Origin of the sequence: Bacillus sp. 3103sda1 (assembly GCF_024159135.1) — a bacterium.
Classification (GTDB): Bacteria; Bacillota; Bacilli; order Bacillales; family Bacillaceae_G; genus Bacillus_A; species Bacillus_A rhizoplanae.
The window spans coordinates 4,010,059-4,036,443 of record NZ_JAMYWS010000001.1; the positions used below are offsets into that span (position 1 = coordinate 4,010,059).

At 38.8% G+C, this 26,385-nt stretch carries 25 protein-coding genes and 2 pseudogenes; 8 read left to right on the plus strand and 19 right to left on the minus strand.

Annotated features, from left to right (window positions below):
- Window positions 1–11: 11 nt before the first annotated feature.
- Both NKR74_RS20110 and NKR74_RS20115 read right to left on the minus strand, forming a co-directional pair.
- Window positions 12–749, minus strand: coding sequence for a pseudouridine synthase (locus NKR74_RS20110; RefSeq protein ID WP_098306727.1), 738 nt, complete (start codon window positions 747–749; stop codon window positions 12–14).
- Between the two features lie 45 nt (window positions 750–794).
- Window positions 795–2,450: a putative polysaccharide biosynthesis protein gene (locus NKR74_RS20115; protein ID WP_253630622.1), complete on the minus strand. Its 1,656-nt coding sequence runs from the start codon at window positions 2,448–2,450 to the stop codon at window positions 795–797.
- Window positions 2,451–2,600: 150 nt separating this feature from the next.
- On the opposite strand from NKR74_RS20115, the gene NKR74_RS20120 reads away from it, so the two are divergent.
- Both NKR74_RS20120 and NKR74_RS20125 read left to right on the plus strand, forming a co-directional pair.
- Window positions 2,601–3,866 (plus strand): BaiN/RdsA family NAD(P)/FAD-dependent oxidoreductase, encoded by a 1,266-nt coding sequence (locus NKR74_RS20120; RefSeq protein WP_253630623.1) that lies wholly within the window; start codon window positions 2,601–2,603, stop codon window positions 3,864–3,866.
- A 67-nt stretch (window positions 3,867–3,933) separates the two neighbouring features.
- Entirely contained in the window at window positions 3,934–5,382 is a 1,449-nt protein-coding gene (locus tag NKR74_RS20125; RefSeq protein ID WP_253630624.1) for an MDR family MFS transporter, read from the plus strand.
- A gap of 236 nt (window positions 5,383–5,618) precedes the next feature.
- Here NKR74_RS20125 and NKR74_RS20130 read toward each other — a convergent pair whose 3' ends face one another.
- The 12 genes and pseudogenes from NKR74_RS20130 to NKR74_RS20185 form a co-directional block, all read right to left on the minus strand.
- Window positions 5,619–5,801 (minus strand): sporulation protein Cse60, encoded by a 183-nt coding sequence (locus NKR74_RS20130; protein WP_020060291.1) that lies wholly within the window; start codon window positions 5,799–5,801, stop codon window positions 5,619–5,621.
- Between the two features lies 1 nt (window position 5,802).
- The gene (locus NKR74_RS20135) at window positions 5,803–6,039 is read right to left on the minus strand and encodes a DUF2553 family protein (protein ID WP_098306719.1); all 237 of its coding nucleotides are present in this window, start codon (window positions 6,037–6,039) and stop codon (window positions 5,803–5,805) included.
- A gap of 84 nt (window positions 6,040–6,123) precedes the next feature.
- Window positions 6,124–6,345 (minus strand): annotated as a pseudogene (locus NKR74_RS20140) (VOC family protein); the annotation flags it as partial.
- 123 nt (window positions 6,346–6,468) lie between these two features.
- A complete protein-coding gene (locus NKR74_RS20145; RefSeq protein WP_253631187.1) occupies window positions 6,469–6,753 on the minus strand; it encodes a YjdJ family protein in 285 nt (94 codons plus the stop codon).
- A gap of 219 nt (window positions 6,754–6,972) precedes the next feature.
- Window positions 6,973–7,449: a general stress protein gene (locus NKR74_RS20150; RefSeq protein WP_253630625.1), complete on the minus strand. Its 477-nt coding sequence runs from the start codon at window positions 7,447–7,449 to the stop codon at window positions 6,973–6,975.
- A gap of 386 nt (window positions 7,450–7,835) precedes the next feature.
- Complete coding sequence (locus NKR74_RS20155) at window positions 7,836–8,675, minus strand: DUF2935 domain-containing protein (protein ID WP_253630626.1); 840 nt, start codon at window positions 8,673–8,675, stop codon at window positions 7,836–7,838.
- A gap of 280 nt (window positions 8,676–8,955) precedes the next feature.
- Window positions 8,956–9,294, minus strand: a complete 339-nt coding sequence (locus NKR74_RS20160; protein ID WP_253631188.1) for a YmaF family protein — start codon at window positions 9,292–9,294, stop codon at window positions 8,956–8,958.
- A gap of 210 nt (window positions 9,295–9,504) precedes the next feature.
- A complete protein-coding gene (locus NKR74_RS20165; protein ID WP_253630627.1) occupies window positions 9,505–10,674 on the minus strand; it encodes a nitrate/nitrite transporter in 1,170 nt (389 codons plus the stop codon).
- Between the two features lie 91 nt (window positions 10,675–10,765).
- Complete coding sequence (gene moaD / locus NKR74_RS20170; protein ID WP_098306709.1) at window positions 10,766–10,999, minus strand: molybdopterin converting factor subunit 1; 234 nt, start codon at window positions 10,997–10,999, stop codon at window positions 10,766–10,768.
- The gene (locus NKR74_RS20175; RefSeq protein ID WP_253630628.1) at window positions 10,996–11,466 is read right to left on the minus strand and encodes a molybdenum cofactor biosynthesis protein MoaE; all 471 of its coding nucleotides are present in this window, start codon (window positions 11,464–11,466) and stop codon (window positions 10,996–10,998) included. The genes moaD and NKR74_RS20175 overlap by 4 nt, the downstream gene beginning before the upstream one ends.
- Window positions 11,463–11,978 carry a molybdopterin-guanine dinucleotide biosynthesis protein B gene (mobB, locus tag NKR74_RS20180; RefSeq protein ID WP_253630629.1) on the minus strand — a complete coding sequence of 172 codons (516 nt, stop codon included), beginning with the start codon at window positions 11,976–11,978 and terminating at the stop codon, window positions 11,463–11,465. Before mobB ends, NKR74_RS20175 begins: the two co-directional genes overlap by 4 nt.
- Window positions 11,945–13,237, minus strand: coding sequence for a molybdopterin molybdotransferase MoeA (locus NKR74_RS20185; protein WP_253630630.1), 1,293 nt, complete (start codon window positions 13,235–13,237; stop codon window positions 11,945–11,947). Before NKR74_RS20185 ends, mobB begins: the two co-directional genes overlap by 34 nt.
- Before the next feature lie 95 nt (window positions 13,238–13,332).
- Here NKR74_RS20185 and moaC point away from each other — a divergent pair, with 95 nt between their 5' ends.
- Window positions 13,333–13,821, plus strand: coding sequence for a cyclic pyranopterin monophosphate synthase MoaC (moaC, locus tag NKR74_RS20190; RefSeq protein WP_098306701.1), 489 nt, complete (start codon window positions 13,333–13,335; stop codon window positions 13,819–13,821).
- A 38-nt stretch (window positions 13,822–13,859) separates the two neighbouring features.
- Here the strand turns inward: moaC and NKR74_RS20195 are convergent, their stop codons facing one another.
- Together NKR74_RS20195 and moaA are read right to left on the minus strand one after the other, a co-directional pair.
- Window positions 13,860–14,873: a molybdopterin-synthase adenylyltransferase MoeB gene (locus NKR74_RS20195; RefSeq protein WP_253630631.1), complete on the minus strand. Its 1,014-nt coding sequence runs from the start codon at window positions 14,871–14,873 to the stop codon at window positions 13,860–13,862.
- A 16-nt stretch (window positions 14,874–14,889) separates the two neighbouring features.
- Window positions 14,890–15,903 carry a GTP 3',8-cyclase MoaA gene (moaA, locus tag NKR74_RS20200; protein ID WP_253630632.1) on the minus strand — a complete coding sequence of 338 codons (1,014 nt, stop codon included), beginning with the start codon at window positions 15,901–15,903 and terminating at the stop codon, window positions 14,890–14,892.
- 302 nt (window positions 15,904–16,205) lie between these two features.
- Between moaA and NKR74_RS20205 the strand changes: the two genes are divergently transcribed.
- The 5 genes from NKR74_RS20205 (at window position 16,206) to narI (ending at window position 23,518) form a co-directional block, all read left to right on the plus strand.
- Window positions 16,206–16,898, plus strand: coding sequence for a Crp/Fnr family transcriptional regulator (locus NKR74_RS20205; protein WP_253630633.1), 693 nt, complete (start codon window positions 16,206–16,208; stop codon window positions 16,896–16,898).
- Window positions 16,899–17,103: 205 nt separating this feature from the next.
- Entirely contained in the window at window positions 17,104–20,787 is a 3,684-nt protein-coding gene (locus NKR74_RS20210; RefSeq protein WP_253630634.1) for a nitrate reductase subunit alpha, read from the plus strand.
- Window positions 20,777–22,252 (plus strand): nitrate reductase subunit beta, encoded by a 1,476-nt coding sequence (narH, locus tag NKR74_RS20215; protein WP_253630635.1) that lies wholly within the window; start codon window positions 20,777–20,779, stop codon window positions 22,250–22,252. The genes NKR74_RS20210 and narH overlap by 11 nt, the downstream gene beginning before the upstream one ends.
- Window positions 22,253–22,271: 19 nt before the next feature.
- Complete coding sequence (gene narJ, locus NKR74_RS20220) at window positions 22,272–22,802, plus strand: nitrate reductase molybdenum cofactor assembly chaperone (protein WP_253630636.1); 531 nt, start codon at window positions 22,272–22,274, stop codon at window positions 22,800–22,802.
- A 17-nt stretch (window positions 22,803–22,819) separates the two neighbouring features.
- On the plus strand, window positions 22,820–23,518 hold the full coding sequence (gene narI / locus NKR74_RS20225) for a respiratory nitrate reductase subunit gamma (RefSeq protein ID WP_253630637.1): 699 nt from the start codon (window positions 22,820–22,822) through the stop codon (window positions 23,516–23,518).
- A 398-nt stretch (window positions 23,519–23,916) separates the two neighbouring features.
- Here narI and NKR74_RS24195 read toward each other — a convergent pair.
- The 3 genes and pseudogenes from NKR74_RS24195 to NKR74_RS20245 all read right to left on the minus strand — a co-directional run.
- Window positions 23,917–24,240, minus strand: a pseudogene (locus NKR74_RS24195) (hypothetical protein); the annotation flags it as partial.
- A 376-nt stretch (window positions 24,241–24,616) separates the two neighbouring features.
- Window positions 24,617–24,922 carry a rhodanese-like domain-containing protein gene (locus NKR74_RS20240; protein ID WP_098306683.1) on the minus strand — a complete coding sequence of 102 codons (306 nt, stop codon included), beginning with the start codon at window positions 24,920–24,922 and terminating at the stop codon, window positions 24,617–24,619.
- Window positions 24,923–25,000: 78 nt separating this feature from the next.
- On the minus strand, window positions 25,001–26,068 hold the full coding sequence (locus NKR74_RS20245) for an alpha/beta fold hydrolase (RefSeq protein ID WP_483861592.1): 1,068 nt from the start codon (window positions 26,066–26,068) through the stop codon (window positions 25,001–25,003).
- Window positions 26,069–26,385 lie beyond the last annotated feature (317 nt).

Here is a 26,385-nt window from a genome sequence, read left to right on the forward strand (position 1 = left end):
AGGGTAATATATTAATTATCTAAACCCTCTGTTTGAGAATGATATGACTTCAGCATTTCTACTTCTTCATCTGTTAACTCACGATATTGCCCAAGTTCTAATTCCTCATCTAATACTAAAGGCCCCATCTCTGTACGTTTTAAATACACAACCTTTTTTCCAACTGCTTCAAACATGCGCTTTACTTGATGAAACTTACCTTCTGTAATGACAAGTTCAATTTCAGACACATCATCGCTTTGTAAAATCGTAAGCTCACCTGGCTTCGTTTCATATCCGTCATCTAAAATAACACCTTTTTTGAACGCAGCAATATCCTCTTCTGTAACTTTCCCAGCTACTCTCGCAAAATATTTTTTCGGCACGTGCTTTTTCGGAGAAAGTAATTGATGCGCTAGCTTTCCGTCATTCGTTAATAAAAGAAAACCTTCTGTATCAATATCAAGTCTTCCTACTGGAAATGGATCAAAAATAGCATCTTCTAGTTCTAATAAGTCAACAACCGTTTCATGATTATCATCTTCTGTTGCAGAAATGACGCCTTGAGGTTTATGCATCATTAAATACACAAATTCTTTATACTCCACTACTTCTCCGTGAATCATAACCTCTTGTTCTTCCACATTCACATGATATTTTGCATCTTTCACCGGTACGCCATCTATTTTTACGATGCCGTCTTTTAATAGCTTCTTCACTTCTTTGCGGCTACCATAGCCCATATTTGCTAATAATTTATCTAATCTCATCGTTTCACACCTTCTTTTTATACTCAGAAAAAGAGAGGCGTACGATTACGCCCCTTTAGTTTTCACTTTAATTTTCAATCTACTACCAAGTTTACGCTGAATCTTCTCTAAAAATTCACCGCCAAGTACTCGTTCCATTACGCCTGTACGAAGTGCCAAATAGCCGTATACAGCCGCTCCTCCCATTGCGCAAATGCCTACTGTAACCAATGCTGCAAAACGGCTTGTCTCATATGGAAGCATAAAGGAAAGGATCCATAATAATAGCTTTACAACAATCACCATCGCTGCTGTTAACATTGCAATTTGGAACGTTCGTTTATATACAAGTTCAAATGAAAAATGGGCATGTTTTCGAATTTGTTTATTTGTATACCAAATGGATGCGAAGAACCCTACACCTGTTGCTACGACCGCACCAATTGTTCCAAAATAACGAATGAATAGCACGTTACATAAGAATTTTAAAATAATCCCCATTCCAAGTGCAATGATTGCATACTTTTGTTGATTTATCCCTTGTAAAATGGCTGCTGTTACTGTAAATAGTGCAAATAATAATGCGACTGGTGCATACCACATTAATACTTTTCCGCCAAGTGGATCAGCTTCGTAAAATGCTGTATAAATTGGATAAGCTAAAGCTGAAATTCCAATTACAGCTGGCAATGTTAAAAACATATTTACTTGAAACGTTTGTGTAATTTGCTGGTTTAAATAACGGAACTGCCCTTCTGTAAACGACTTTGTAATCGCTGGTACAAGCGTTAAACTGAACGCCGTTGCAAGCGATACTGGAATCATAATTAACTTATGTGTCCACATCGTAAAAATACCAAGAGCACGCTCTGCAATATCGCCTTGTCCAATTGCTTGCATAATCGAGTTAAATGTTAGCGCGTCAATTTGCTGATAAAGCGGAATCGTTAATCCAACTACAACATAAGGAATCGCATAAGCAAACAGCTCTTTAAATAGGTCCAATGTACGAACTGTTGATTCTGGTACAGTTTGATTGATGATGTATTGATTTAAATGATGCTTTCTCTTCATCCAATACCAAATGAGCACAGCTAGCGCTCCAACTGCGGAAACAAACGCTGCAAATGTCGCCACACCAACTGCTGTTGCGACAGAACCCTTCAATACTTTTATTACGATAAAACTACCTGCAAGTAAAAATACGATACGAATAATTTGTTCAATAATTTGCGACACTGTTGTAGGCCCCATTGATTGGTGACCTTGGAAGTAGCCGCGAATTAAACTCGCTGCTGGTACAACAATAAGCGCAAAGCTGACCAGGCGAATAATCATTGTTACATCTTCTAAGCTGCTATGTAAACTCTGTTTCCCTAGCATTGCCTCAGCAAATAATGGCGCTGACATATACAATACTAAAAAGGAAAGAATTCCACTCACGATCATCATGATCATACCTGAGCGAAACATTCTTCGGCTCGTTTTATAATCTCCAAGCGCATTATACTTCGAAACAAACTTTGAAACTGCAAGCGGCACTCCTGCCGTTGCGATACTTAAAAAGATTGTATATGGAATATATCCATATGTATACAGCGTCCCGCCTTCTGTGCCAACTAACGCATGAAACGGAAAGACATAAATCATACCGAGGAACTTTACTAAAAATGTCCCAAGCGTCACAATAAGCGTTCCGCGTAAAAATTTTGAATCGGACATAAAAATCCTCCTCCATTATTCAAAACGCTGAACTCAACTTTTGTATTGTACCACAATTTCTCATGTAAACAGTACCTTCCCTCATTTTTCTTTTCTACAAAAACGTGATATTCTTGAATGCAGCAAAATAAGAAAATGAGGTCGATTTATATGCATTATGATGTAATTGTCATCGGAGGAGGCCCTTCTGGATTAATGGCAGCAATCGGAGCTGCGGAAGAAGGTGCACGCGTTTTACTTCTTGATAAAGGCGATAAATTAGGAAGAAAGCTTGCGATTTCTGGCGGCGGACGCTGCAACGTGACAAACCGTCTCCCGCTTGATGAAATTGTAAAACATATTCCTGGAAATGGTCGTTTCTTATATAGCGCCTTTTCTATTTTTAATAACGAAGATATTATTCAGTTTTTCGAAAATCTTGGTGTGAAATTAAAAGAGGAAGATCACGGCCGCATGTTCCCAGTATCCAATAAAGCACAGTCAGTAGTCGATGCTTTGTTAACACGCTTAAAAGAACTGCGCGTTACGATTCGTACCAATCTTCCTGTTAAAACAGTAGAGTATGAAAATGGGCAAACAAAAGCGGTTATTCTGCAAAACGGAGAAGTTCTTGAAACAAGTCATGTTGTAATCGCTGTTGGCGGTAAATCTGTACCGCATACCGGCTCAACTGGTGATGGCTATGCTTGGGCTGAAAAAGCAGGGCATACAATTACAGAACTATTTCCAACTGAGGTACCGATCCTTTCTAATGAACCATTTATTCGTGACCGTACATTACAAGGCTTAGCACTTCGCGATGTAGAACTAAGCGTATTAAATCCAAAAGGAAAAGCTGTTATCTCTCATAAAATGGACATGCTCTTTACTCATTTTGGCGTTTCTGGTCCCGCTGCCCTTCGCTGCAGTCAGTTTGTTGTGAAAACAATGAAAAAGTTCAAAACAAACATAGTAACAATGAGCATTGATGCCTTGCCAGATGAACATAGTGAACAACTCTTCCAGCGCATGATGAAGCAAATAAAAGAAGAGCCGAAAAAGGGATTAAAAAATGTACTGAAAGGCTATGTACCTGAACGTTATTTCTTATTCCTATTAGAAAAAAATGAAATTGACGGCAGTCAGCAATGCGGACAAATTTCTCATGAAAAAATCCGGGCTCTTGCTGCAGACTTCAAAGGATTTTCCTTTACCGTAAATGGAACGCAGTCTCTTGAAAAAGCATTTGTAACAGGCGGCGGTGTGTCTGTCAAAGAAATTAATCCGAAAGAAATGTCATCAAAACTCATGAACGGCTTATATTTCTGCGGCGAAGTTCTTGATATTCACGGCTATACAGGCGGATATAATATTACTTCTGCACTTGTTACAGGCCGAATTGCTGGAATGACTGCGGGGCAAAATGCTACCATGTAATAGTAAAAAATGTCGGATAGTATAAAATCACCGATATATCAGTATAAAGAAACAAAGGGGAAAACAGATGAGAAAAAAAGTAATGATATCTTTAATGTTAATGACGTTTCTCTCCGCTGTTGAAGGAACGATTGTTAGCACAGCAGTGCCTCGCATTACAAGCGAACTGTCAGGCGTAGAACTTGTAAGCTGGGTATATGCGATTTATATGTTAGCAACCGCTGTATCAACTCCGATCTACGGAAAGCTAGCAGACTTATTTGGGCGTAAAAAAGTACTATTAATTGGTGCAACCATCTTTTTAATCGGCTCTACATTATGTGGCCTTGCAACGACAATGGAACAATTAATTCTTTTCCGTGCTCTGCAAGGGTTAGGTGCAGGAGCTGTCATGCCAATTACAATGACAATTATTGGCGACTTATACAGCGAGGCAAAAGATAGAGCAAAAGCACAAGGATGGATGAGTGCTGTTTGGGGTGTATCCGGTGTTATTGGACCGTTAGTTGGCGGTTTTTTAGTAGATTCACTATCTTGGCGTTATATCTTTTTCATAAACATTCCATTTGGAATCATTGCTTGTGCGATGATCGCCATTTCTTATAAAGAATCCATCACGCCAGCAAAACATCATATCGATTATCCAGGTGCTGTTATTTTCTCACTTAGTACAATTGCTTTACTTTATGCACTATTAACAGGAAGTCAGCATCAAAATTGGGGAGATATCACAATTATTGGCCTGCTGCTATTTGCGATTGTCGCATTTATCATTTTCTTACTCGTAGAAAAAAAATCACCAGAACCACTAATTCCATTAGATCTTTTCTCAAATCGGGCTGTATCTATTGTTAACGCATTAACGTTAATTGCTGGTGGTATGATTATTAGTATTACGATGTACCTCCCAATTTGGACCCAAGGCGTATTAGGAAAAAATGCAACAGAAGCTGGTTTGATTCTTATGCCAATTCCAGTCCTTTGGACAGTTGGGGCCATGCTATCTGGTAACTTAGTTGGCCGGTTACAAACAAAACAAATTATTTTACTTGGCGGCAGCATTTTATCCGTTTCTACATTCCTGTTGTTCACATTGTCTACTCACTCGCATCCAGCTCTCATTTACATCGCAATGGGTATGTTCGGTTTAGGAATGGGACTTGTGACACCAATCTATATGGTCACAATTCAAGCTTCTGTCCCTGCAACTAAACGTGGAACAGCGGTCGGTTTAAATACATTTATTAATACATTCAGCCAAACGCTAGGATCAGCTGTATTTGGAACGATCTTCAATACAATGATTCACAGTGCAGGTGAGGGAAATGTAAACTTAGTAACTTCGGAACACGGAAGTACTGCTACAGGATCGCAAGAAGTCTTGGCTTCTAGTGTTCATATTATCTTTAGCGGCACGTTTATATTAGCTGTAATCAGTTTACTTATTGCATGGTTCTTCTTAAAACAAAACCAAGAGGGTGCAGCAGCCCCCCAGCAAAAGGCTGCAAATAAGTAAAAATTTATATTAGAAAGGCTAGCGAAACGCTAGCCTTTTTTGTTTATCCCCCATTAACGGGCAGTAAGACCCCCACTGATGGAAGTTTCACTTTATTTTCAGAACCTATTCCTGTCGTGTGTTGTCGAACGGTCTTTATATCGTGTCCAGTGGTCGATATATTGGAAAAAGCGCCGATAAATTTAAAAAACAACGAAAAAGGACGACTTCTCGTCATCCTTTTTCGTTGTTTTTATTTAAGACCGATATACAACCATCGCTGAAAAACAATAAATTTGACTCTCTTCATCATTATTTGAAACCGACACTTGGTATTTAATATCTACAATTTGCTCTTCATCCATCTTCTTTAAAAAGACATTGATAGCCTCTTCTAAATCCTTTTCATGACTTTCATCAAATATCTTCACTCGAATCACATTAACACCATCCTAAGTCACAACCTTCTACGGCTGAACTATTATCTCGGCGCGTATCAATGATGCGATAAAACTTACCATCTTCATACAAATAACCATCTTCTAATACATACTGCTTCTCTTCAGTATAGACATAAAATTTACCAATCATAAATTTATTAGAGTATAATTCCAAATAATCTGTCTTGAATTTCGCCACTACCTTGTCTGTTATATCAATTTTAATTGTGCGGCTCATCTCCCACCCCTCCTTTCGAAAAAGAACGGATTTGGTTTATTGTATTAAGGATTTTTTATTTTATGAATGAAATTTAAGGGGATATAAGTTATCTTTTGTTGGAGCAGGACATGGACTTCCATTTATATGCCTTGTAAATTCTAAATGATATTCTACACCAGGTAATCCAAACATTACCCCATCATAGTCTTCATGATTGTGAAACTCGCCTATGCGTTTTAACCCCAATCCTTCTTCGTAAAACTTAATTACTTCTTCAAGTTTGTCTGTTGGTCTTGCTATTCTAAACTGAACCCATTTTTTCATATGAATTCCTCCCTCTATGAATTCAAGAGCACTTACATCTCCTACTATAAAATAGCGATATGCTTCTTAAAATCCCCCATTAGAGTTAGAACGAGGTACGAAAATAGGAGTATAAATCAATCTTTAAGAAAACAGCCTTCTTTTCAAAATAATATACACACTTAACAGCACCATATATCCAAAACTAGCAACCATAATGATAACTGGTATAGGGTAAAATTTAGCTGCATATATAAAAAAATCGATTTGCATAATGTCGTGGGAATCCGAAACCGGCCCTTTGAAATGATTGGTAAACTTAGCGGAATATTTCCAATCAAATGAATCCTCGATTAAATTACTTCCTTCGTACCAACTGAGAATAGTTGAAACAATGAAGAATATAAGAGCTATCCCGAATTGAACCATATATCTTATTTTCACGGAACTCTCCTCTTTCTATGTATTGAAACGATAAGTATTGTTACAATGCAAATAACAGCACCTGTAGTTTTGTAAAAAAGTTTGATAAAAAGGGCGAAACTAATTATTATTAGACAGCAAACAAAAAGAATACATAAAAAAAAGATCGAACAAAATGGCTTCTACAGTTTTGAATACAGATGGAATTTTTATAAAAAAGTTAGATCAACCTTTACTTGTAATTCTGTTAATTTCTTTAGCAATTGAAGCCTTTTTTCCCCTTCCTTTTTTGTAATTTGTTAATTGAATATGAAAGTAGTTAATATACTCAATTATAGCAAATGCATAAATGAATAATGTTAGTAAAAATACAGGAAATGACATCCGTTCCATCATAGTTATATCAATAAGAAATATGATAGGTGCTATACATATGAGTATAAAATTTATTTTTTTTAGTATGCTAAGTAACTTGTAAAAATTAGGAAGTAGAGGTCTTTTTGTTTTTAATCGTTTCCACTTTACAAACCAGTAAAAACTCCCTTGTAGTAAGACGAAATTTAATATAAAGAATACATATATTAGAGCATAACTACCGTTAGGGTTTAAAGGATAAAAAAAGTACAGAAAAATAAAGGTAATCACTGCGAAGAGTTCCCCTGTAAATAAATACACAAGTCTTTCTTTTAAACTCTTATTCATTCCGTAACTCCTCCCTATCCCATCGAACCTTGCTATAAATTCCTAATCCTTATTTTAAAAGCTACACAACATCTTTTTAGACAAAAATATTCCGAGGGGTTAAGCAGTACAACTTTTTTATAAATGATTAATCTATATTTCAAATCCACCCCAATATAAAAATACATAATATCCCATATATTCATACCCCATCAAGCTAACATCGATGATTTGAAATTTCATAAAGTAAAACTTCCATAAGTGGGGGATCTTACTGCTCGCGAATAGCGGGATAAAAAAAGAGCTTATAGTAATATAAGCTCTTTTTTTGGTATTTAATTCTCTTAGATTGATAGCAATATGATGATATCTCATAATTTTAAGATAGAAGTCCGAGATCTCCTCTATTATTGCTTAGATTGTGATTTAACGCTTGTAAGATGAGCATCAAACATATCAATTATTTCAAGGAATCTATCAGCTTCACGGAAAACATGGTCTGCTAATAGTGGGTGAATGATACTCTTTATTTTACATTGCTCAATTAAATCACGTGCCGTTTTCTTAAAATCCCGAAGAGCTGTGACTGACACACGATTTTGATCCAGGAATTGATCTAAAAGAGGAACTGTTTGAGATTGTGGTTTCATAGATTCTAAGTCAATTGCTTGATACATCAATTGATCAAAATCATTGCTGAAATTCCGAGCCATATCTACAAGCTTTCTTTCCGATGGATCAAGAAGATGACCAATAAATTTAGCATGGTCTGCCATAATCCTTAAAAAGAAAACATTTTCTTTAATAATAGCATCAGGAAGAGCATCCAATTTACCTTCATTTAATTCAATTAAACGATTTCTAAAATAATTAGCTTCCCTACTTGTATGATCAACTAACAGTGGAAAATTATTTTGCCCTGGCAATTTACATGTGAGAATTAATCCTAGAATTTTTCGTTTAAATGCGAAAATATTAGTTGCAGCTTGTTGTACTTCTGAATTAAATCTTTTTATTTGCTCAGGATCTGTTTGATTTGTATAGGAATGTGCAATTTGTTCGATATGTTCAAACAATCGGTAAAATTGATTAGCCTCTTGGATTAGTTGAGTATCCTCACATCTAAACCCCAATCGCAGAAATAAAGAATGCTCTTTCATAATTCTAGACCAAAAACGAATTTCATTTAATGATCGTTCAACAAACATTACAGATGTAACACCCGTATCAGGATGTATCCTATTCATTTTCAATCCCTCCAGTAAATACTAGGCTAGTTCTATTCTTATGAATAGATATATATAAAAATACCATCAATAAAAGGTCAGTCTGGCTATAAAAATAATCTTATTTTTTTCTATTCATCACAACATAAATAATAATTCTAATTTATTTACCAAACAGACGACTCCAAAGTGATTTCTTCTGTTCTGAAGCTGCTATTAGGCGCTTGCGTTTTAATTATTAAAAACAAACACAAGACAAAAAAACTACTATTTAACAGCAAGAGGGGTTTTCGTATTAACTTTATTTATCACCCGGGGCAGGCTGATCTACGCCCTTAATGCGATGTTTATGTCCATCGTCTTGCGTCGTATAAAAGTCGTAATAATGAACATGCATCCCATTTCCAACTGGAATTGCTGGTCCTGAGTACGCCTTGTAATAGTGTGTATGTCCATCTTCGAACAAGACATATCCTTCTGTATAATGTATATGCCCACCCTCTTGTGTCTTAATAGGCGGGGATGTTACATCTAAACATTGATGTACATGCCCATCCTCAACAGATGTATAATCCACTGACCCATGGTTATGATGTGGTACAAATCCAGAAACAAAATCATCTTTTCCTACCTTGCCCACTCTATTCATTCTCTTCATTCCCCTTATACATAAAGTTAAACTCTATAAACTAGTATGCTTATACTATCGAGATAATTCCTCTCTCATTTATCTTGCTGCTTTTGGGAAAGGAGAGCCTGATTGGTGAGAGCTTTCCATGAACAATCTCTCCTAAAAAATTTAAAAAGGTGTCTCCAAAATCGCGACTTAGGAGACACCCTCTTTTACTCTTTATCTATGATTTAGCATTGCAAGTAACTTTTCTTGACTATACATCCACACTGTAATAATTAAACAAGCAAGTGCTACTTCTGATAATGCCATAAATCCAATTGCATAGTGGCCTGTAAATTGGAATAATATCGTTAAGATTAATGGCGGGAAGAAACCGCCAAGTCCCCCAAGTGCCGATACAAGACCGTTTACGATACCAGCTTGTTTCGAGAAATACATTGGTACAAGTTTAAAGATCGTTCCATTTCCAATACCAGCGCAAAATGCAACTAATAAACAGCCAAATGTATATACGTGCATGCTTGGCATAAAGGATAAAATAATGCCTGATAACGTTAATCCAATAAACACAAAGATTAAAATTTTAAATGGATTAAATTTGTCACCAAGCCAACCCCCAATTGGACGCATGATTGTTGCTAGCACGATAAAACCAGCTGTGCGTAATCCAGCATCTACTTTAGCTAAGCCAAAGTGAGATACAAGAAAGTTCGGTAAATATACTGTAAATGCAACGAATGAACCAAACGTTAAGAAATAGAAAATACATAAGAACCAAAGTTTTTCATTTTTATATACACCTTTAATTTGTTCCATTAATGGTGTGTTCACCTTTTTCTCGTTACGATCCCCTAACAGGAAATTGAGCAGTGCAAATGCAGCAAGTAAAATTAAGTACATTTGTACAGTCGTTCTCCACCCAAATGAAGTTGCAAGTACTGGTGCAAGAAACGATGTAACCGCTGTTCCTGCATTTCCTACTCCATAAATTCCGTTTACAAAACCATGCTTTTCTTTCGGATAATATTTTGGAAGAGCTGTTACCCCAACAGAGAATACCGCACCGCCAACTCCGGCAAATAAACCGCCAATAATTAAATCTAGCATCGATGTTGCTTTACTAATATAGAAAACAGGGAATAATAGAATAATAAAACTAATAAAGAATAATTTTCTTGCTCCGAAACGATTTGTCCAGTAACCAATTGGAATGCGAAGAATAGATCCTAAAATAACTGGTACTGCTGTGACAAGAGAAATCTGTCCTGCTGTTAACGCAATGTCTGCTTTAATAAATGGCATTAAAGAAGATAAAATAACCCATACCATAAAGCCCATTACAAGATTTGAAGTTTGTAATCTTAACTGAAAATTCGGATTTTTCATCAGTCTCTCCTCCAATTTTGTTCAATATTTCACAATTTCTATTGCTTCCCTCCTGCCTAATCACGATAGAGCGTGATTAGGCAGGAAAGAATCAGCCTCCACTTACCGGTGGAATCAATGCGACAACATCACCATCTTGAATGATATCATCTTCATTCGCATATTCTTCATTAATTGCTACCATTGTGTGCTGTGAAAGGGATACATTGTAGTCTTTCGTCACAAGTTCCTTTAATTCTGATACGGCAAGATTTTGTACATCAATTTGTAATTGATGTGTTCCAGCTTCTTCTTGTAAATGAGAAAATAATAATACTGTAATCATTCCGCATTCTCCTTTCCTGGTTCCCCTTTTGGATACGATGTTTTCTCTAATTGATCGCCAATCCATTTCTCACCGTCTTCCCAAAACTCTTTCTTCCAAATTGGAACAATTTGTTTAATACGCTCCATAATGTACTCATTTGCCTCGTATGCCGCTTTTCGGTGCGGCGTCGATACAGCAACAACTACGGCAATATCAGAAATTTGCAGTGTGCCGATGCGGTGCGTAATTGCCACATGTGTTCCTGACCATTTTTCTTTCGTTTCCTCACCAATTTTGGCAAGCATCTTTTCAGCCATCGAATGATATGCAGCATATTCTAAGTAAAGTGTACGGCGTCCTTTCGTAAACTCGCGCACTGTACCAGTGAATGTCGTCACAGCACCGCATTCACGGCGAATCACTTTCTTTGTCACTTCTTCAATGGAAATTGGTGTATCCACTACTTCAAAATACGTATTTGTCATTTTGCATCCCTCATTCTTTGTACGAGCCACTTTATATACTCTGCCTCTTCTGTTATACGAAAAACTTTATAGTTCTCGTGCCATGTTTCCGGAGCCTCATTCCATGTAATGACAGCGATCACATTTTCTACACTTTCTAATAAAGAGGCATCTTCATCTGACCTAAGTAAAACTACTTTCGGGTATTGTTCTTTTTTATATCCTTCAACAATAACAACTTCTGCTTCAAAACATGTATACAAACGAATGATTTTTTCTAAAGACCAGTGGCTCGTAGCAGATAAAGACAATAATCCGTCACCTTCCACTGCACTGACAATTGCTCCCGCTTCGCGATGACGCTCGCTATCTTTTTGCAGCGGCAACTCTGGATATCCTCCGTGCCCATGATGCTTAATTGTCCCTACTCGCACGCCCTCATTCGTTAAAGCTCTAATCAGCTTCTCTGCCAATGTCGTTTTTCCGCTATTTTGATACCCTACGACTTGTAAGACTGGAACGGCTCTTTCCATGGCCACTCACTTCCTTGCTCTGCTTCTAATAAAAGGACAGTAACAGTCATACCTGCTTCAAAACCGCGCGTACCACCTGGTAAGACGATAAAAGCATTCGCATCGGCAAGTGAAGACACAGCACTTGATTTATCAAGCCCAACTGGCACTGCTTGCAGTTGTCCGTTTACTATTTCTACTTTCCCTCTAACAAAACGTGTAAATGGATTCGCTTTCGGAAACCCCTTCGTTAAAATGGCATCACCGCGGTACATATGAGGCTGCTTCCGATGTAGAAATGTCTGAACAATAGGACGTACAAACAATTCAAATCCAACATAGCAAGCAGACGGATTACCTGATAATCCAAATAATAATTTTCCGTTTACTTCTGCTACCGTCGTTACACTTCCTGGCCGCATCGCTACTTTATTGAACAGTACATGCGCTCCAAGCTTTTCGTAAATAGCCGGTAAGTAATCATAATCTCCAACTGACACACCGCCTGTTGTAATGAGAACATCGACTTCTTCCATTGTCTTTTTTACCATTTCATAGCAAGTATCGAAGTCATCTGCAAATTGTCCATAATACCGAACCGTGCCGCCCGCTCGCATAATTTGCGCAGCAATCATATAAGAGTTACTGTTACGAATTTTTCCTGGTTCAAGCGGTTCATGCACCTCTAGCAATTCACTTCCCGTAGTTACAATTCCAATAACAGGACGCTTTGCGACAGCTACTTCACTATAACCAAACGTTGCAAGAAGCGCTGCCACTCCTGGATTAATCACTGTTCCCTTTTCCACAAGTACATCATGTTGCTTTACATCTTCACCTTTAAATGAAATATTATCGCCTGATTGAAACGGACGCTTCAGTTTCATATATGTCTTCCCGTTTTTTTGGAAGCCTTCTGTAAGCTCTAGCATGACAACCGCGTCACAACCTGTTGGAATCGCTGCACCTGTCATAATCCGCACCGCTTGAAATGCCTTCACTTCTTCTGTAAAAACAAAACCAGCACCAATTTCTCCAACGACTTCAAATTCAACTGGCTGCTCCTGACTTGCTTTTTTTGTATCTTCTGCACGTATCGAAAAACCATCGTACGGAGAGCGATCGAAATGAGGAACATCATGATCCGCTACTACGTCTTCCCCAAGAATTCGTCCATAACTTTCTGTAAGCGGTACTCGCCCTGTTTCTCCATATCTTGCATATTTCATCACATGTGCCACTGCATCGCTAACAGCAATTGGTATTCGTTTTTCTAGCATCATTTTCACCCCACATTTGCAAAATATCACATCTTCATTACAATTTTTGTTGTACAATGCTAATCATAATAGCAATTACTTCAAGGAGGAATTCCATGTCTTCATTTACTCATTTTAACGAACAAGGCCGTGCCAAAATGGTCGATATTAGCGATAAGAAGATTACCGTGCGAACAGCTATCGCTCGTTCTAGCATCATCGTGACGAAAGAAATTTATGATAAAATTACCCATAATGAAATCGGAAAAGGCGATGTCCTAGCGGTTGCACAAATCGCTGGTATTATGGCAGCAAAGCGTACTTCTGATATCATTCCGATGTGTCATCCACTCCTTCTAAAAGGTGTTGATATTTCCTTTGACTGGAATATTGCAGATGAACAATATCGTTTACTTATTGAAGTAAAAGTGAAAACAGAGGGCAGCACCGGCGTTGAAATGGAAGCTTTAACTGCAGCTTCCGCTACCGCTCTTACCGTATATGACATGTGCAAAGCTGTCGATAAAGGCATGATCATCGGTGAAACATACTTACTTGAAAAAACAGGCGGCAAAAGCGGCGATTATACAAGAAATCAATCTTAAACTCCTTCATCGAATCCAAGGGGGGTGTCCCCCTGGATTCACCCTATATAACGAGCGTATAATCGCTTTGCCACTTGTATATCATTTGTACCATGAACAAAGGCTCGCCCATCTTGGAATAAAACAAAGCGATATTCATCTACATGAAATGATAATAAGTACGGTGTCCTCTGCATCGTTACGCTCTTTTGTAAGCGCTTTTCTATTTCTTCTAAGTTAAGAAGCTGATTTTTGCCTGGGCGAATCTGAACTGTATTTCGACCGCACAGCACTTCTGTTTTCATTTGTGCCTCAAATGTTAGGCTTGGATATGTACGCAATTTACCGCAAGACAGGCAATTCTCTTTTTTCTGCCTGTTTACTTTAAATGCCATATACTGATTGTTCCAAAGATCGAATGTTACCATCGTTTCTCGTAATGCTTCAAAATCTCCAACTAGTATTTTTAAAGCTTCTGCAACTTGATAAGCAACGACCATTTGCACGGCTGGTTGAATAATCCCCGCTGTATCACACGTTGCTCCGCTCGTTGGATGCTCCATTAAACATCGAAAACATGGTGTTTTCCCTGGGATAATCGTATACGTTACACCATAACTCCCTACACAACCACCGTATATCCATGGAACGTTATACTTCTGTGAAATATCGTTAATAAGAAGACGCGTATCGAAATTATCTGTTGCATCTATTATTACATCCACGTTCTTAACAAGCTGTTCCATTTCTTGCACCGCTACATCCGTTACAACTGGCTCGATGTCTACTTCAGAGTTGATTCGCCTTAAATGCTGCACCGCTGCAACTGCTTTCGGCACATAACGCTTCGCATCTTCTTCTGTATATAACTGCTGCCTTTGTAAATTGCTCCACTCGACATAATCCCGATCGGCAATCGTCAACTTGCCAATTCCCGCCCGGACAAGCGCCTCAGCATTTGCCGCACCAAGTGCACCAGCGCCAATGATTAATACGTGTTTTTCACCTAAATCTCGCTGGCCAGTTTCACCAATCTCTGAGAATAGTATTTGCCGTGAATACCTCTCTTGCATCTAGACCCCTTCTTTCTTATCCGCCAATATATGACATTTCAATTTTCGGACGGTTATTTGCACTTTCTTCCGTTCGCTCATCTGAATAACGATCACTGCGCTTATTCCACACATCTTGCACGACTTGTAATAGTTTATCGTCGTCTATACCCCCGCGGAGCAGCGTTCGTAAATCTATTCCTGCTGTTGCAAATAAACATGTATAAAATTTACCTTCTGCTGAAATACGTGCTCTCGTACAAGAAGAGCAAAATGACTCAGAAACAGATGTGATAAAGCCGACTTCTGCCTCAGTTCCAACATATCGATACCGCTTTGCCACTTCACCAAAATAATGCGGATCTACCGGCTCAATTGGATACACACGTCCAATCATATCGATTAATTCTTTCTTCGTAATCACTTGTTGAAAATTCCAGCCGTTCGTACTCCCAACATCCATAAATTCAATAAAGCGAAGAGGGATGCACTGCTCTTTACAATAAGCGGCCATCTTCAAGATTTGGTTATCGTTCATTCCTTTTTTTACGACCATATTGATTTTTACTTCTAATCCGGCTGCCCTTGCTGCTTCAATTCCTCGTAATATAGGCTTCGTGCTTACATTGCGGCCGTTAATGCTTCGAAATACATCATCATCTAGTGCATCTAAACTGACGTTTACTCGTTGTAAACCAGCTTCTTTTAAAGCTTTCGCTTGCTTCGTTAAATGAATACCGTTCGTCGTTAGCCCAATATCTGTTAGACCTTCTAATTTCACAAGACGTTCTATGAGCTTTGGTAAATCTTTACGCAGTAACGGTTCGCCGCCAGTTAATCGAATTTTCTTGACGCCCATGCGAACAAAAAGTTTAGCTAATCTCTCAATCTCATCAAATGTAAGCAAAAACTCATCTTTTAAAAACGCATAATCTGGACCAAACACTTCAGCCGGCATACAATATGTGCATCGAAAATTACAACGATCAATAACAGAAATGCGTAAATCTTGAAGCGGACGCTGCCATGCATCTAAAATCTTCTCAGTCATCTTCACCCCTCCTTCTTGCTGTCTCTATATACCTTCATTCTATTATAATATATTTTTAAACTAGGGTGTTTTTGCTCTTGCGCTTTATCTTTTTTTTGGCTGTCTTTCATTTGTCTTCATCATAAAAAAGAACAACAATCTATGTTGTGATATTTCTCACATCGATTTTCTCATTCAAAAATTCTTCACAATTCTGTTCAAAAACTGTTCACAATTAGCCACGGGAAAAAAACTGCTTGCATTTGCACTATATTTACATTCAAAATAAGAAATAGACTGTTCTGAAAAGAAAGGTGATTGCTGTGGCAAACAGTACGGCATTATCAAATGATTTAAAAGAATTGCTCGCATCTGTGGAATATAAAATGAAAGTGGGCAAAGCTAATTATATTTTCCAAGAAGGTATGGTGGCAAAAGAACTATACATTATTCACTCTGGAAAAGTTCAAATTAGTAAAATTAGTGCCGATGGTCAAGAATTGACACTGCGCATTTGTTCGCAGCATGATATTATCGGAGAACTCACATTATTTACAGAGGATGCCAAATATTTGTTAAATGCAAAAGTGCTTGAACATGCAGAAATCGGCGTCATTAAACGAGATGCATTAGAAAAAGCATTGCTGGAAAAACCAGCTCTTGCGTTTGAATTTATGAAGTGGGTTAGTGAGCATTTACGAAGAATGCAAACGAAGTTTCGTGATTTAGTATTGCACGGCAAAAAAGGAGCTCTCTATTCGACTCTCATTCGCATGACGAATAGTTACGGGATTTTAAAAGAAGATGGTATTCTCATTGATCTTCCATTAACGAATCAAGATCTTGCAAACTTCTGTGCAACCTCTCGGGAAAGTGTCAATCGCATGTTAAATGATTTAAAAAAACAAGGCATTATTTCTATTCATAAAGGAAAGATTACCATTCATAATTTACACTTTTTAAAATGTGCAATCGCTTGTGAAGATTGCCCTACCTCTATTTGTAGTATTGAGTAGCATCTCATTTAGATGCTGCTCTTTTTTTATTCTACATCCTAAACATGTTTTGTAATGTGCAAAATGTCACACCTTCTCTATTTTTTCCTTACACACTCATGAATTTTTGACAATCTGTTGAACTGTGATGGATGTCACATCTCTATTTTGCACGCCCTCTTATAGTGAAAGTAAGCAAGAGAGACGCAATAAAGGAGTGAACAGTATGAAAAAGAAACCATCACCATTCATGCAACGTTTAAAATATTTTTCTCCAATAGATCGTTACAACGATAATCATACACAAGAAACATACGAAGACCGCGAATGGGAAAACGCTTATAGAAAGCGATGGCAGCATGATAAAGTAATCCGCTCCACACATGGCGTAAACTGCACCGGTTCTTGCAGCTGGAACATTTACGTAAAAGATGGAATTGTAACTTGGGAAGGACAAGAGCTAAATTATCCAACTACTGGCCCTGATATGCCAGATTTTGAGCCACGCGGATGTCCGCGCGGAGCAAGCTTTTCTTGGTACATTTATAGTCCGCTTCGTGTGAAATATCCATATGTACGCGGCGTTCTTTGGAATATGTGGCAAGAAGAACTACAAAAACATGAATCACCGTTAGACGCTTGGAAAAGCATTGTTGAAAATCCAGAAAAAGCACGTACATATAAAGGGGCGCGCGGAAAAGGCGGCTTCATTCGTGCAAATTGGGATGAGGTATTACAGCTTGTTGCTGCTTCCTTATTATATACAGTAATCAAATACGGTCCAGATCGAAATGTTGGCTTCTCGCCAATTCCTGCGATGTCAATGTTAAGCCACGCAGCTGGAAGCCGCTTTATGCAGCTTATGGGCGGGCCGATGCTCAGCTTCTACGATTGGTACGCTGACTTACCGCCAGCTTCACCGCAAATTTGGGGTGATCAAACAGATGTGCCAGAAAGTAGTGATTGGTACAACGCTGGCTACATTATGACATGGGGCTCCAACGTACCGCTAACGCGGACACCAGATGCCCACTTCTTAGCGGAAGTGCGCTATAAAGGAACAAAAGTCGTTTCTGTTAGCCCTGATTTTGCCGAATCAACAAAATTTGCTGATGACTGGATCAGTGTAAAACAAGGAACAGACGGTGCACTTGCAATGGCAATGGGGCACGTCATTTTACAAGAATTTTACGTGGACAAACAAGTGGACTACTTCATAAATTATGCAAAACAATATACAGATTTCCCATTCCTTGTCACGTTAAAGCAGCAAGGAGATCAATTTGTTGCAGATCGCTTCTTAAATGCGGCTGATATTGGTCGTGAAACGAAGCTTGGCGAATGGAAGCCCGTTCTTTGGAACGATAACTGTCATGATTTCGCAACGCCGCACGGCACAATGGGATCACGCTGGGATAACGAGAAGAAGTGGAACTTACGTTTAGAAGATGAACAAACAGGTGAAAAAATTGAGCCGCGTCTTTCTTTACTTGGTATGGAGGATGCAATTGGAACTGTACAAATTCCGTACTTTTCTGATGACGGAAATGAAGTATTAGAACGTACCATTCCAGTGAAAAAGATTACAACACCAAACGGAGATCTTTTCATAACAACTGTCTATGATTTAACATTAGCAAACTATGGCGTGGACCGCGGACTTGGCGGCCAAGAACCGAAGAGCTTTGATGAAGATGTTCCGTTTACGCCAGCATGGCAAGAAAAAATGACAGGTGTAAAACGAGAACTTATTATTCAAATCGCTCGTGAATTTGCTCAAAATGCAGTTGATACAAATGGACGCTCGATGATTATTGTCGGCGCTGGTATTAACCATTGGTTTAACTCTGATACGATTTACCGCGCTGTGTTAAACCTCGTTCTTCTTGTTGGTGCACAAGGTGTAAACGGCGGCGGCTGGGCTCATTATGTCGGCCAAGAAAAATTACGTCCGGCAGAAGGTTGGCAAACCATCGCAACCGCAAAGGATTGGCAAGGCCCGCCGAAACTGCAAAACGGTACATCCTTCTTCTATTTCGTTACAGATCAGTGGCGCTATGAAGATACACCAGTTGGACATTTAGCATCACCAATTGTCGGCAACTCACGTTATCAGCATCATGGTGATTACAATGTGTTGGCCGCTCGCCTTGGCTGGCTACCTTCTTATCCAACTTTCGAAAAGAATGGCATTGAACTATATAAAGAAGCGGTCGCTAGTGGCGCAACAACGGGGGAGGAAATCGGGAAATATGTTGCAGAGAAGCTAAAAGACAAAGAGCTCAAATTTGCGATTGAAGACCCGGATAACAAAAATAACTTCCCGCGCAACTTATTCGTATGGCGCGCGAATTTAATCTCAAGTTCTGGTAAAGGACACGAGTATTTCTTAAAACATTTACTAGGTACGACAAATGGATTAATGAACGATGATAGCGATTCATTACGACCGGAAGAAATTACATGGCATGAAGAAGCACCAGAAGGAAAACTTGACCTACTAATCAATTTAGATTTCCGTATGGCTGGAACAGCACTATACTCTGACATCGTTCTTCCTGCTTCCACGTGGTATGAAAAGCATGATTTAAGCAGTACAGATATGCATCCGTTCGTGCATCCATTTAACCCAGCAATCGGTTCACCGTGGGAAGCTCGTTCTGATTGGGATATTTTCTGCTCCCTTTCAAAAGCAGTCTCTGATCTAGCACAAAAGTTAGACCTTGAGCCAATGAAAGAAGTTGTTGCAACGCCGCTTCTTCACGATACACCGCAAGAATTAGCGCAGCCGCTCGGACAAATTAAAGATTGGAGCAAAGGGGAATGTGAGCCAATCCCAGGCAAAACAATGCCGCAAATTCATGTCGTAGAACGTGACTATAAAACGATTTATGACAAAATGACCGCGCTCGGACCAAACGTTGGAAAACAGCCAATTGGTACAAAAGGCATCTCTTGGTCTGCGGAAAAAGAATACGAACAATTAAAGAGTAAATTAGGTGTAATTCGCGCTGATTCGATCGCGAAAGGGTGCCCTGACATAACAGAAGCAATTAATGCTGCTGAGACAGTGTTAACCCTTTCTTCTACAACAAACGGTCATATGGCAGTAAAAGCATGGGAAGCGCTTGAAAAACAAACAGATTTACAACTGCGTGATTTAGCAGAAGAACGTGAAGAAGAATGCTTCACATTCGAACAAATTACGGCGCAACCAAAAACGGTTATTACCTCTCCTGCTTTTAGTGGTTCGGAAAAAGGAGGACGCCGTTACTCACCGTTTACAACAAATGTAGAACGTCTTATTCCTTGGAGAACAATAACAGGGCGTCAATCTTTCTACTTAGATCACGACATGATGAAAGAATTTGGCGAAACAATGGCAACGTTCAAACCAATTTTACAGCATAAACCGTTCCGTAAATCTCGCCCTGAAGTAGAAGGAAAAGAAATTACGCTGAACTATTTAACACCGCATAACAAGTGGTCCATTCATAGTATGTACTTTGATTCACTGCCGATGTTAACACTGTTCCGCGGCGGACCAACAGTATGGATGAATAAAGATGACGCTGCTGAAGCCGGTGTTGCTGATAATGACTGGATTGAATGCTTTAACCGAAACGGTGTCGTTGTTGCACGTGCTGTCGTAACACACCGCATGCCGCGAGGAATGGCCTTTATGCATCATGCACAAGATCGCCACATTAACGTGCCTGGTACGAATTTAACAAGTAACCGCGGAGGAACACATAATAGCCCGACGCGTATTCACGTAAAACCAACACATATGATTGGCGGATACGGTCAATTAAGCTACGGCTTTAACTACTATGGCCCAACTGGCAACCAACGCGACTTAAACGTCGTCATCCGCAAACTGAAGGAGGTAGATTGGCTTGAAGATTAAAGCACAAGTCGGAATGGTAATGAACCTAGATAAATGCATCGGCTGCCACACTTGTAGCGTAACATGCAAAAACACCTGGACGAATCGTCCAGGTGCTGAATACATGTACTTTAACAACGTAGAAACAAAACCGGGCATTGGCTATCCAAAACAATGGGAAGATCAAGAAAAATATAAAGGCGGCTGGGAGCTGAAGAACGGAGACCTTCAGTTGAAATCCGGTTCAAAAATGAAACGTCTCATGAACATTTTTCATAACCCAGATCAACCAACAATTGATGATTACTTTGAGCCTTGGAACTACGACTATGAAACATTAACAAACAGCCCGCAGCGAAAGCACCAACCGGTTGCTCGTCCAAAGTCAGCCATTACAGGTGAATTTATCGATAAAATTGAATGGGGACCAAACTGGGAAGATGATTTAGCCGGCGGGCATGTAACAGGCTTACAAGATCCAAACGTCAAGAAAATGGAAGAAGAAATTAAAACGGATTTCGAAAATGTGTTCATGATGTACTTACCACGTATTTGCGAACATTGCATCAATCCGCCGTGCGTATCTTCTTGTCCATCTGGCTCTATGTATAAGCGCGATGAAGATGGAATTGTCCTTGTTGATCAAAACGCATGCCGCGCTTGGAGATTCTGTGTCTCTTCTTGTCCATACAAAAAAGTGTATTTCAACTGGCAAACGAATAAAGCTGAAAAATGTACGATGTGTTTCCCACGTATTGAAGCTGGTATGCCGACAATTTGTTCTGAAACATGCGTTGGACGCATTCGTTACATCGGAGTTATGTTATATGACGCTGATAAAGTAAAAGAAGCCGCATCTGTAGAAGATGAAAAAGACTTATACCATTCTCAGCTTAACGTATTCCTAGATCCAAACGATCCAGAAATAGCCGCTGAAGCAAAGAAACAAGGTATTCCAGAAGAATGGATCAAAGCTGCTCAGCAATCACCTATTTATAAAATGATTATCGATTGGAAAATTGCGCTTCCACTTCATCCAGAGTATCGTACGTTGCCAATGGTTTGGTACATCCCGCCTTTAAGCCCGATTATGAACATGGTCGAAGGAAAAGGAAGCAACTGGCAAGCAGAAGAGATTTTCCCTGCTATTGATAATATGCGTATCCCGATTCAATATTTAGCAAACTTATTAACTGCAGGCGATGAATCTCATATTCGTCTTACATTGAAAAAAATGGCTGTCATGCGTACTCATATGAGAGCATTGCAAATAAATAAAGAACCAAATGAAGCTGTATTAAAAGAACTGGGCTTAACAAAAAAAGACGTTGAAGATATGTACCGTCTTCTTGCGATTGCGAAATATAAAGATCGTTTCGTCATTCCAACTTCTCACCGCGAACAAGTAGCAGACCTTTATAACGAGCAAGGAAGCTGCGGTCTTTCCTTTGCTGGCGGTCCGGGCTCTTGTATGACAATCTCTTAAAATAAAGGAGGTAACAACTATGAAACAAAGTCTACAAACTGCTTTTTCTTGTTCTTCCTTTCTTCTCTCCTATCCTGAACAGGGATGGAGAGAAGCACTTCCTCATTTACAAAGTGATATTCAAAGCGTCGAACATGAGGAAATTCGCACTACCCTTACAACATTTATCGAACAAGCAAAGCAAAAAACAAACGATGAATTAATTGAATCATATGTATATACATTTGATTTTGGCAAAAAAACAAATATGTATCTCACTTACATGAATACTGGTGAACAACGAGAACGAGGAATTGAACTGCTAGAACTAAAACAACACTATCAAAAAGCAGGCTTCGCTGTAACGGATAAAGAACTGCCTGATTATTTACCACTTATGTTAGAGTTTCTCGCAAATGCAGAGGAAGAAGATAGTGAGCCGATTATGAAAAAATACACAAGCAATATCGAGGCATTGCATCAACAATTAAAAGACACAAACAATATGTACGAACCAATTGTCCGATGCATCCTTACTGCTATTGGTGCATGGCAGTATGAAATAGAATAGAAAGGAGTACGGCAAAGATGATAGATCAATTTTTATGGGTACTCTTTCCATATATCATTTTAGTCATTTTCATTGGTGGGCATATTTTTAGATACAACTACGATCAATTTGGTTGGACATCAAAATCTAGTGAACTATTAGAGAAGAAAATGCTCCGAATCGGAAGTTTATTGTTTCATTTTGGTATTATGTTCGTAATTGGCGGGCATGTCATGGGAATTTTAATCCCCGAATCCGTCTATAGTTCCCTCGGCATTTCTGAACATACGTATCATATGATGGCGATCGGTTTCGGCCTTCCGGCAGGTATTGCTTCTATAATCGGATTATTCATTTTAACGTATCGCCGCTTTACCGTAAAACGTATTATCGCAACAAGTACAAAGGGAGACTACATCGCCCTCATCTTGTTGCTCATCGTAATGCTCGCAGGACTTTCTTCTACATTTTTAAATATTGATTCAAATGGTTTTGATTATCGAACAACGGTTGGCCCGTGGTTCCGCAGCCTCTTTATTTTCCAGCCTAAAGCCGAATATATGGCGGAGGTGCCAATTTGGTTTAAAATTCACATCGTTGCAGCTATGGGACTGTTTGCAGCATGGCCATTTACAAGACTCGTTCATGTCTTTAGCGTTCCCGTGAAATATTTACGACGCAGCTATGTTATTTATCGAAAAAGAAAACCGATAGAGTCTAACGAAATGAAACTTTAATCAGGAACTTTTTCACGAAATAAAGTGAAACTTCCATCAGTGGGGGACAGGTTTATTCCCCACTGATGGTTAGTTGAACCAATCGGGCTTTTACGGGCAGTTATCCCCCACCTACCCTCTTTGCTTCTCTCTGAATCTTGAGGTGGGGGACTTACTGCCCGTTAATGCGGGATAAATATTTTATAAAAATAGAAAAGCATTCCTTTCATCGGAATGCTTTTTTCTCATTCTACTATACAATCTGTACGCTCCACATTCGGAGCTCCCTGTGAAGCACCTGTCATCCCACTGCCATTCTGAGCTCCCGGTAAAGCACTTGTCATCCCGCAGCTATTCTGAGCTGTCTGTGAAGCATTGGTCATCCCGCAGCTATTCTGAGCTGTCTGTGAAGCATTGGTCATCCCACTGCTATTCTGAGCTCCCTGTGAAGCATTTGTCATCCCAATGCTATTCTGAGCTCCCGGTAAAGTATCTGTCATCTCGCTACTACTTGCAGCATTTACCAAGGTGCTACCTCGTGTAATAGTTGTTGTAATTGTGTCTCCAGGTTTCAGACAAACTTCATTTGTATTTCCGATAACGACTACAACATCCATACATGTTGGTCCTGTTGATCCGGTAAATGTTTTTGTTGCAACAAACGAAGTATCCCGCAAATTATCTCCTGTGAAAATATTCCCAGAATTATTTATAATAACAAACTCCTTAATACAAGCTCCCATTTTTATACAACCTTTCTATTACCCTCCTGATGTTATACTTATTTCCGCCGGAGTAAATTCAGTATTACCTCGTGGTACGCTCGGTGACATTAACTTCCCATTTAACAATCTAGCAGAGCTTGATCCACCAGACCCACTAAATATCTTCGTCGCAATAAACGGAGAAAGATCATAACAATTTCCCATATTGATTGGTCCTCTATTGTTTATGATTTTAATTTTTCGAATAAGTGGATTCACCCGTAAACCACCTTCCTTAACAATATCTCTTCCTTTCTACACTGTATGCAAAAGAAAAAAACTTGAAACGGACGCGTTTCAAGTTTTAAAAAGAATTATTTCTAGCAGGGATATCCCCGCTGATGATTAGTGAACTTTATTTAATTTCACCTTCGTATTGCATCATGCCGCCAACCATGTTTACTGTTTTATAACCTAGTTCATTTAAATAATGACAAACATTTTCACTGCGCACACCTGACCTACAAATAAAAATGTATTCATTTTCTTTATCAAAGAAGTCTACTTTATGCGGAATGTCATTCATTTTAATATGAACTGCTTCTGGAATTTTCCCGTATTCTACTTCTTCATCTTCACGCACATCTACTAAAAATAACGTTTCCCCTTTTTCTAAACGCTCTTGTACTTCTTGTGGCATAATTGTTTTAATTTCAGACATGGAACTGCCTCCTTCTTTCGATTCATTCTCAATTTTAGCATGCAATAGCTAGAAAACAAGCTATGTGCCCAAGTCTCATTAGAGAACATTTGAAGTTCGCTGATTTATGAATTGATGTACTTTGCTAGCAAACAAATGTGTCTCTAACACCCCTGCCATATGTCCATGTATACTTTCAATCTCATACACTTCTGCAAATTTTCTATTCTTCCTCAATAACTCAACCATTTCATAATTATAACGAGAAGGCTGTAGTATATCTTGCTTACAAGGAATCATAAGGACGCTTGCTTCTACTTGTCGAAGCGCTTCTTCTAATGAAGAAAAACCACGGGCAATGTCATGTAATAACGTTGCTTTTGCTGTATACATCCATGAATTTGCATCGACAAATGCAATATTCTGTAATGTTACTTCATGAATTTCTTCTTCAAATGAAGTTAAAGTAAAGAAATCTTGATATGGTGCAGATTCTGTATGGCTCCGCGAAAATGTCGTCTCATAATAATGCGCATCAAATGCGTTTATAAACATCATTTTAGCGGCCATATGCAGTCCTTTCACCGGCTGCTTCTCTCCGTAATTTCCATTATTCCAAGCTGGATCTAATTGAATGGCATCGATTGCATTTTGCAAAACATTAACAGCCGTCACTATTGGATTTTGCGGATTTGTAATGACGCCAATCACTCGCTCCATCATATGCGGGTAATGAACCGCCCATTGCTGAGCAATCATCCCACCAGCAGATGGCCCAATCACAGTATGTAACCTCGCAATCCCCATATGTCGTATTAATTCGTATTGAATACGAGCCATATCAAGAAACGTAAAGACGGGAAAAGTCATCCCATACTCTGCACCTGTTTCTGGATTTATCATCTTTGGCCCGGTTGTCACAACATAAGGATTTTTCACTTGAACGTTACACAAATTGTCCGTGCAAATAACAAAATATTTATTTGTATCGATTGCTTTTCCTGGTCCAATTAATTCATCCCACCATCCAGGAAGAGGATCATGCTCTGTATACTGTCCTGCCGCATGACTCGTTGCACTAAAATAATGACATACTAAAATCGCATTGGACTTCTCACGGTTTAACTTACCGTATGTTTCATAACCAATTTGAATTGGGATTGACATACCATTTTCAAATGTGAATTTCTTCAATCTAAATTCTTGTTTTTCTACATATAACACCATTTCGTCCTCCTTACGTAACACTTTTCCTCATTTCTACTAGTACAAACAAAGTGTGATACTGGAGACAAAGCGAAAAAAGCCGCTGCAAATATATCCTTTGTTACAAGAATGCGCATACACCATAATCAATTATATTTATTCGTACGATAGGGCATGATTTCCTTCTACCATAGCCCAGCCATTTGTTTCGCTTTTTCCAAATACAAATATGTGCATAATATATAAAAATTCCCACAGACTAAAGTTATCTTATTTGG

Bases quoted from the DNA above. Each gene is read 5' to 3' on its own strand.
- NKR74_RS20110 (WP_098306727.1), bottom strand. From the start codon at position 749: ATGAGATTAGATAAATTATTAGCAAATATGGGCTATGGTAGCCGCAAA.
- NKR74_RS20115 (WP_253630622.1), bottom strand. From the start codon at position 2,450: ATGTCCGATTCAAAATTTTTACGCGGAACGCTTATTGTGACGCTTGGG.
- NKR74_RS20120 (WP_253630623.1), top strand. From the start codon at position 2,601: ATGCATTATGATGTAATTGTCATCGGAGGAGGCCCTTCTGGATTAATG.
- NKR74_RS20125 (WP_253630624.1), top strand. From the start codon at position 3,934: ATGAGAAAAAAAGTAATGATATCTTTAATGTTAATGACGTTTCTCTCC.
- NKR74_RS20135 (WP_098306719.1), bottom strand. From the start codon at position 6,039: ATGAGCCGCACAATTAAAATTGATATAACAGACAAGGTAGTGGCGAAA.
- NKR74_RS20145 (WP_253631187.1), bottom strand. From the start codon at position 6,753: ATGGTTCAATTCGGGATAGCTCTTATATTCTTCATTGTTTCAACTATT.
- NKR74_RS20150 (WP_253630625.1), bottom strand. From the start codon at position 7,449: ATGAATAAGAGTTTAAAAGAAAGACTTGTGTATTTATTTACAGGGGAA.
- NKR74_RS20155 (WP_253630626.1), bottom strand. From the start codon at position 8,675: ATGAATAGGATACATCCTGATACGGGTGTTACATCTGTAATGTTTGTT.
- NKR74_RS20165 (WP_253630627.1), bottom strand. From the start codon at position 10,674: ATGAAAAATCCGAATTTTCAGTTAAGATTACAAACTTCAAATCTTGTA.
- moaD (WP_098306709.1), bottom strand. From the start codon at position 10,999: ATGATTACAGTATTATTATTTTCTCATTTACAAGAAGAAGCTGGAACA.
- NKR74_RS20175 (WP_253630628.1), bottom strand. From the start codon at position 11,466: ATGACAAATACGTATTTTGAAGTAGTGGATACACCAATTTCCATTGAA.
- mobB (WP_253630629.1), bottom strand. From the start codon at position 11,978: ATGGAAAGAGCCGTTCCAGTCTTACAAGTCGTAGGGTATCAAAATAGC.
- NKR74_RS20185 (WP_253630630.1), bottom strand. From the start codon at position 13,237: ATGCTAGAAAAACGAATACCAATTGCTGTTAGCGATGCAGTGGCACAT.
- moaC (WP_098306701.1), top strand. From the start codon at position 13,333: ATGTCTTCATTTACTCATTTTAACGAACAAGGCCGTGCCAAAATGGTC.
- NKR74_RS20195 (WP_253630631.1), bottom strand. From the start codon at position 14,873: ATGCAAGAGAGGTATTCACGGCAAATACTATTCTCAGAGATTGGTGAA.
- moaA (WP_253630632.1), bottom strand. From the start codon at position 15,903: ATGACTGAGAAGATTTTAGATGCATGGCAGCGTCCGCTTCAAGATTTA.
- NKR74_RS20210 (WP_253630634.1), top strand. From the start codon at position 17,104: ATGAAAAAGAAACCATCACCATTCATGCAACGTTTAAAATATTTTTCT.
- narJ (WP_253630636.1), top strand. From the start codon at position 22,272: ATGAAACAAAGTCTACAAACTGCTTTTTCTTGTTCTTCCTTTCTTCTC.
- narI (WP_253630637.1), top strand. From the start codon at position 22,820: ATGATAGATCAATTTTTATGGGTACTCTTTCCATATATCATTTTAGTC.
- NKR74_RS20240 (WP_098306683.1), bottom strand. From the start codon at position 24,922: ATGTCTGAAATTAAAACAATTATGCCACAAGAAGTACAAGAGCGTTTA.
- NKR74_RS20245 (WP_483861592.1), bottom strand. From the start codon at position 26,068: ATGTCAATCCCAATTCAAATTGGTTATGAAACATACGGTAAGTTAAAC.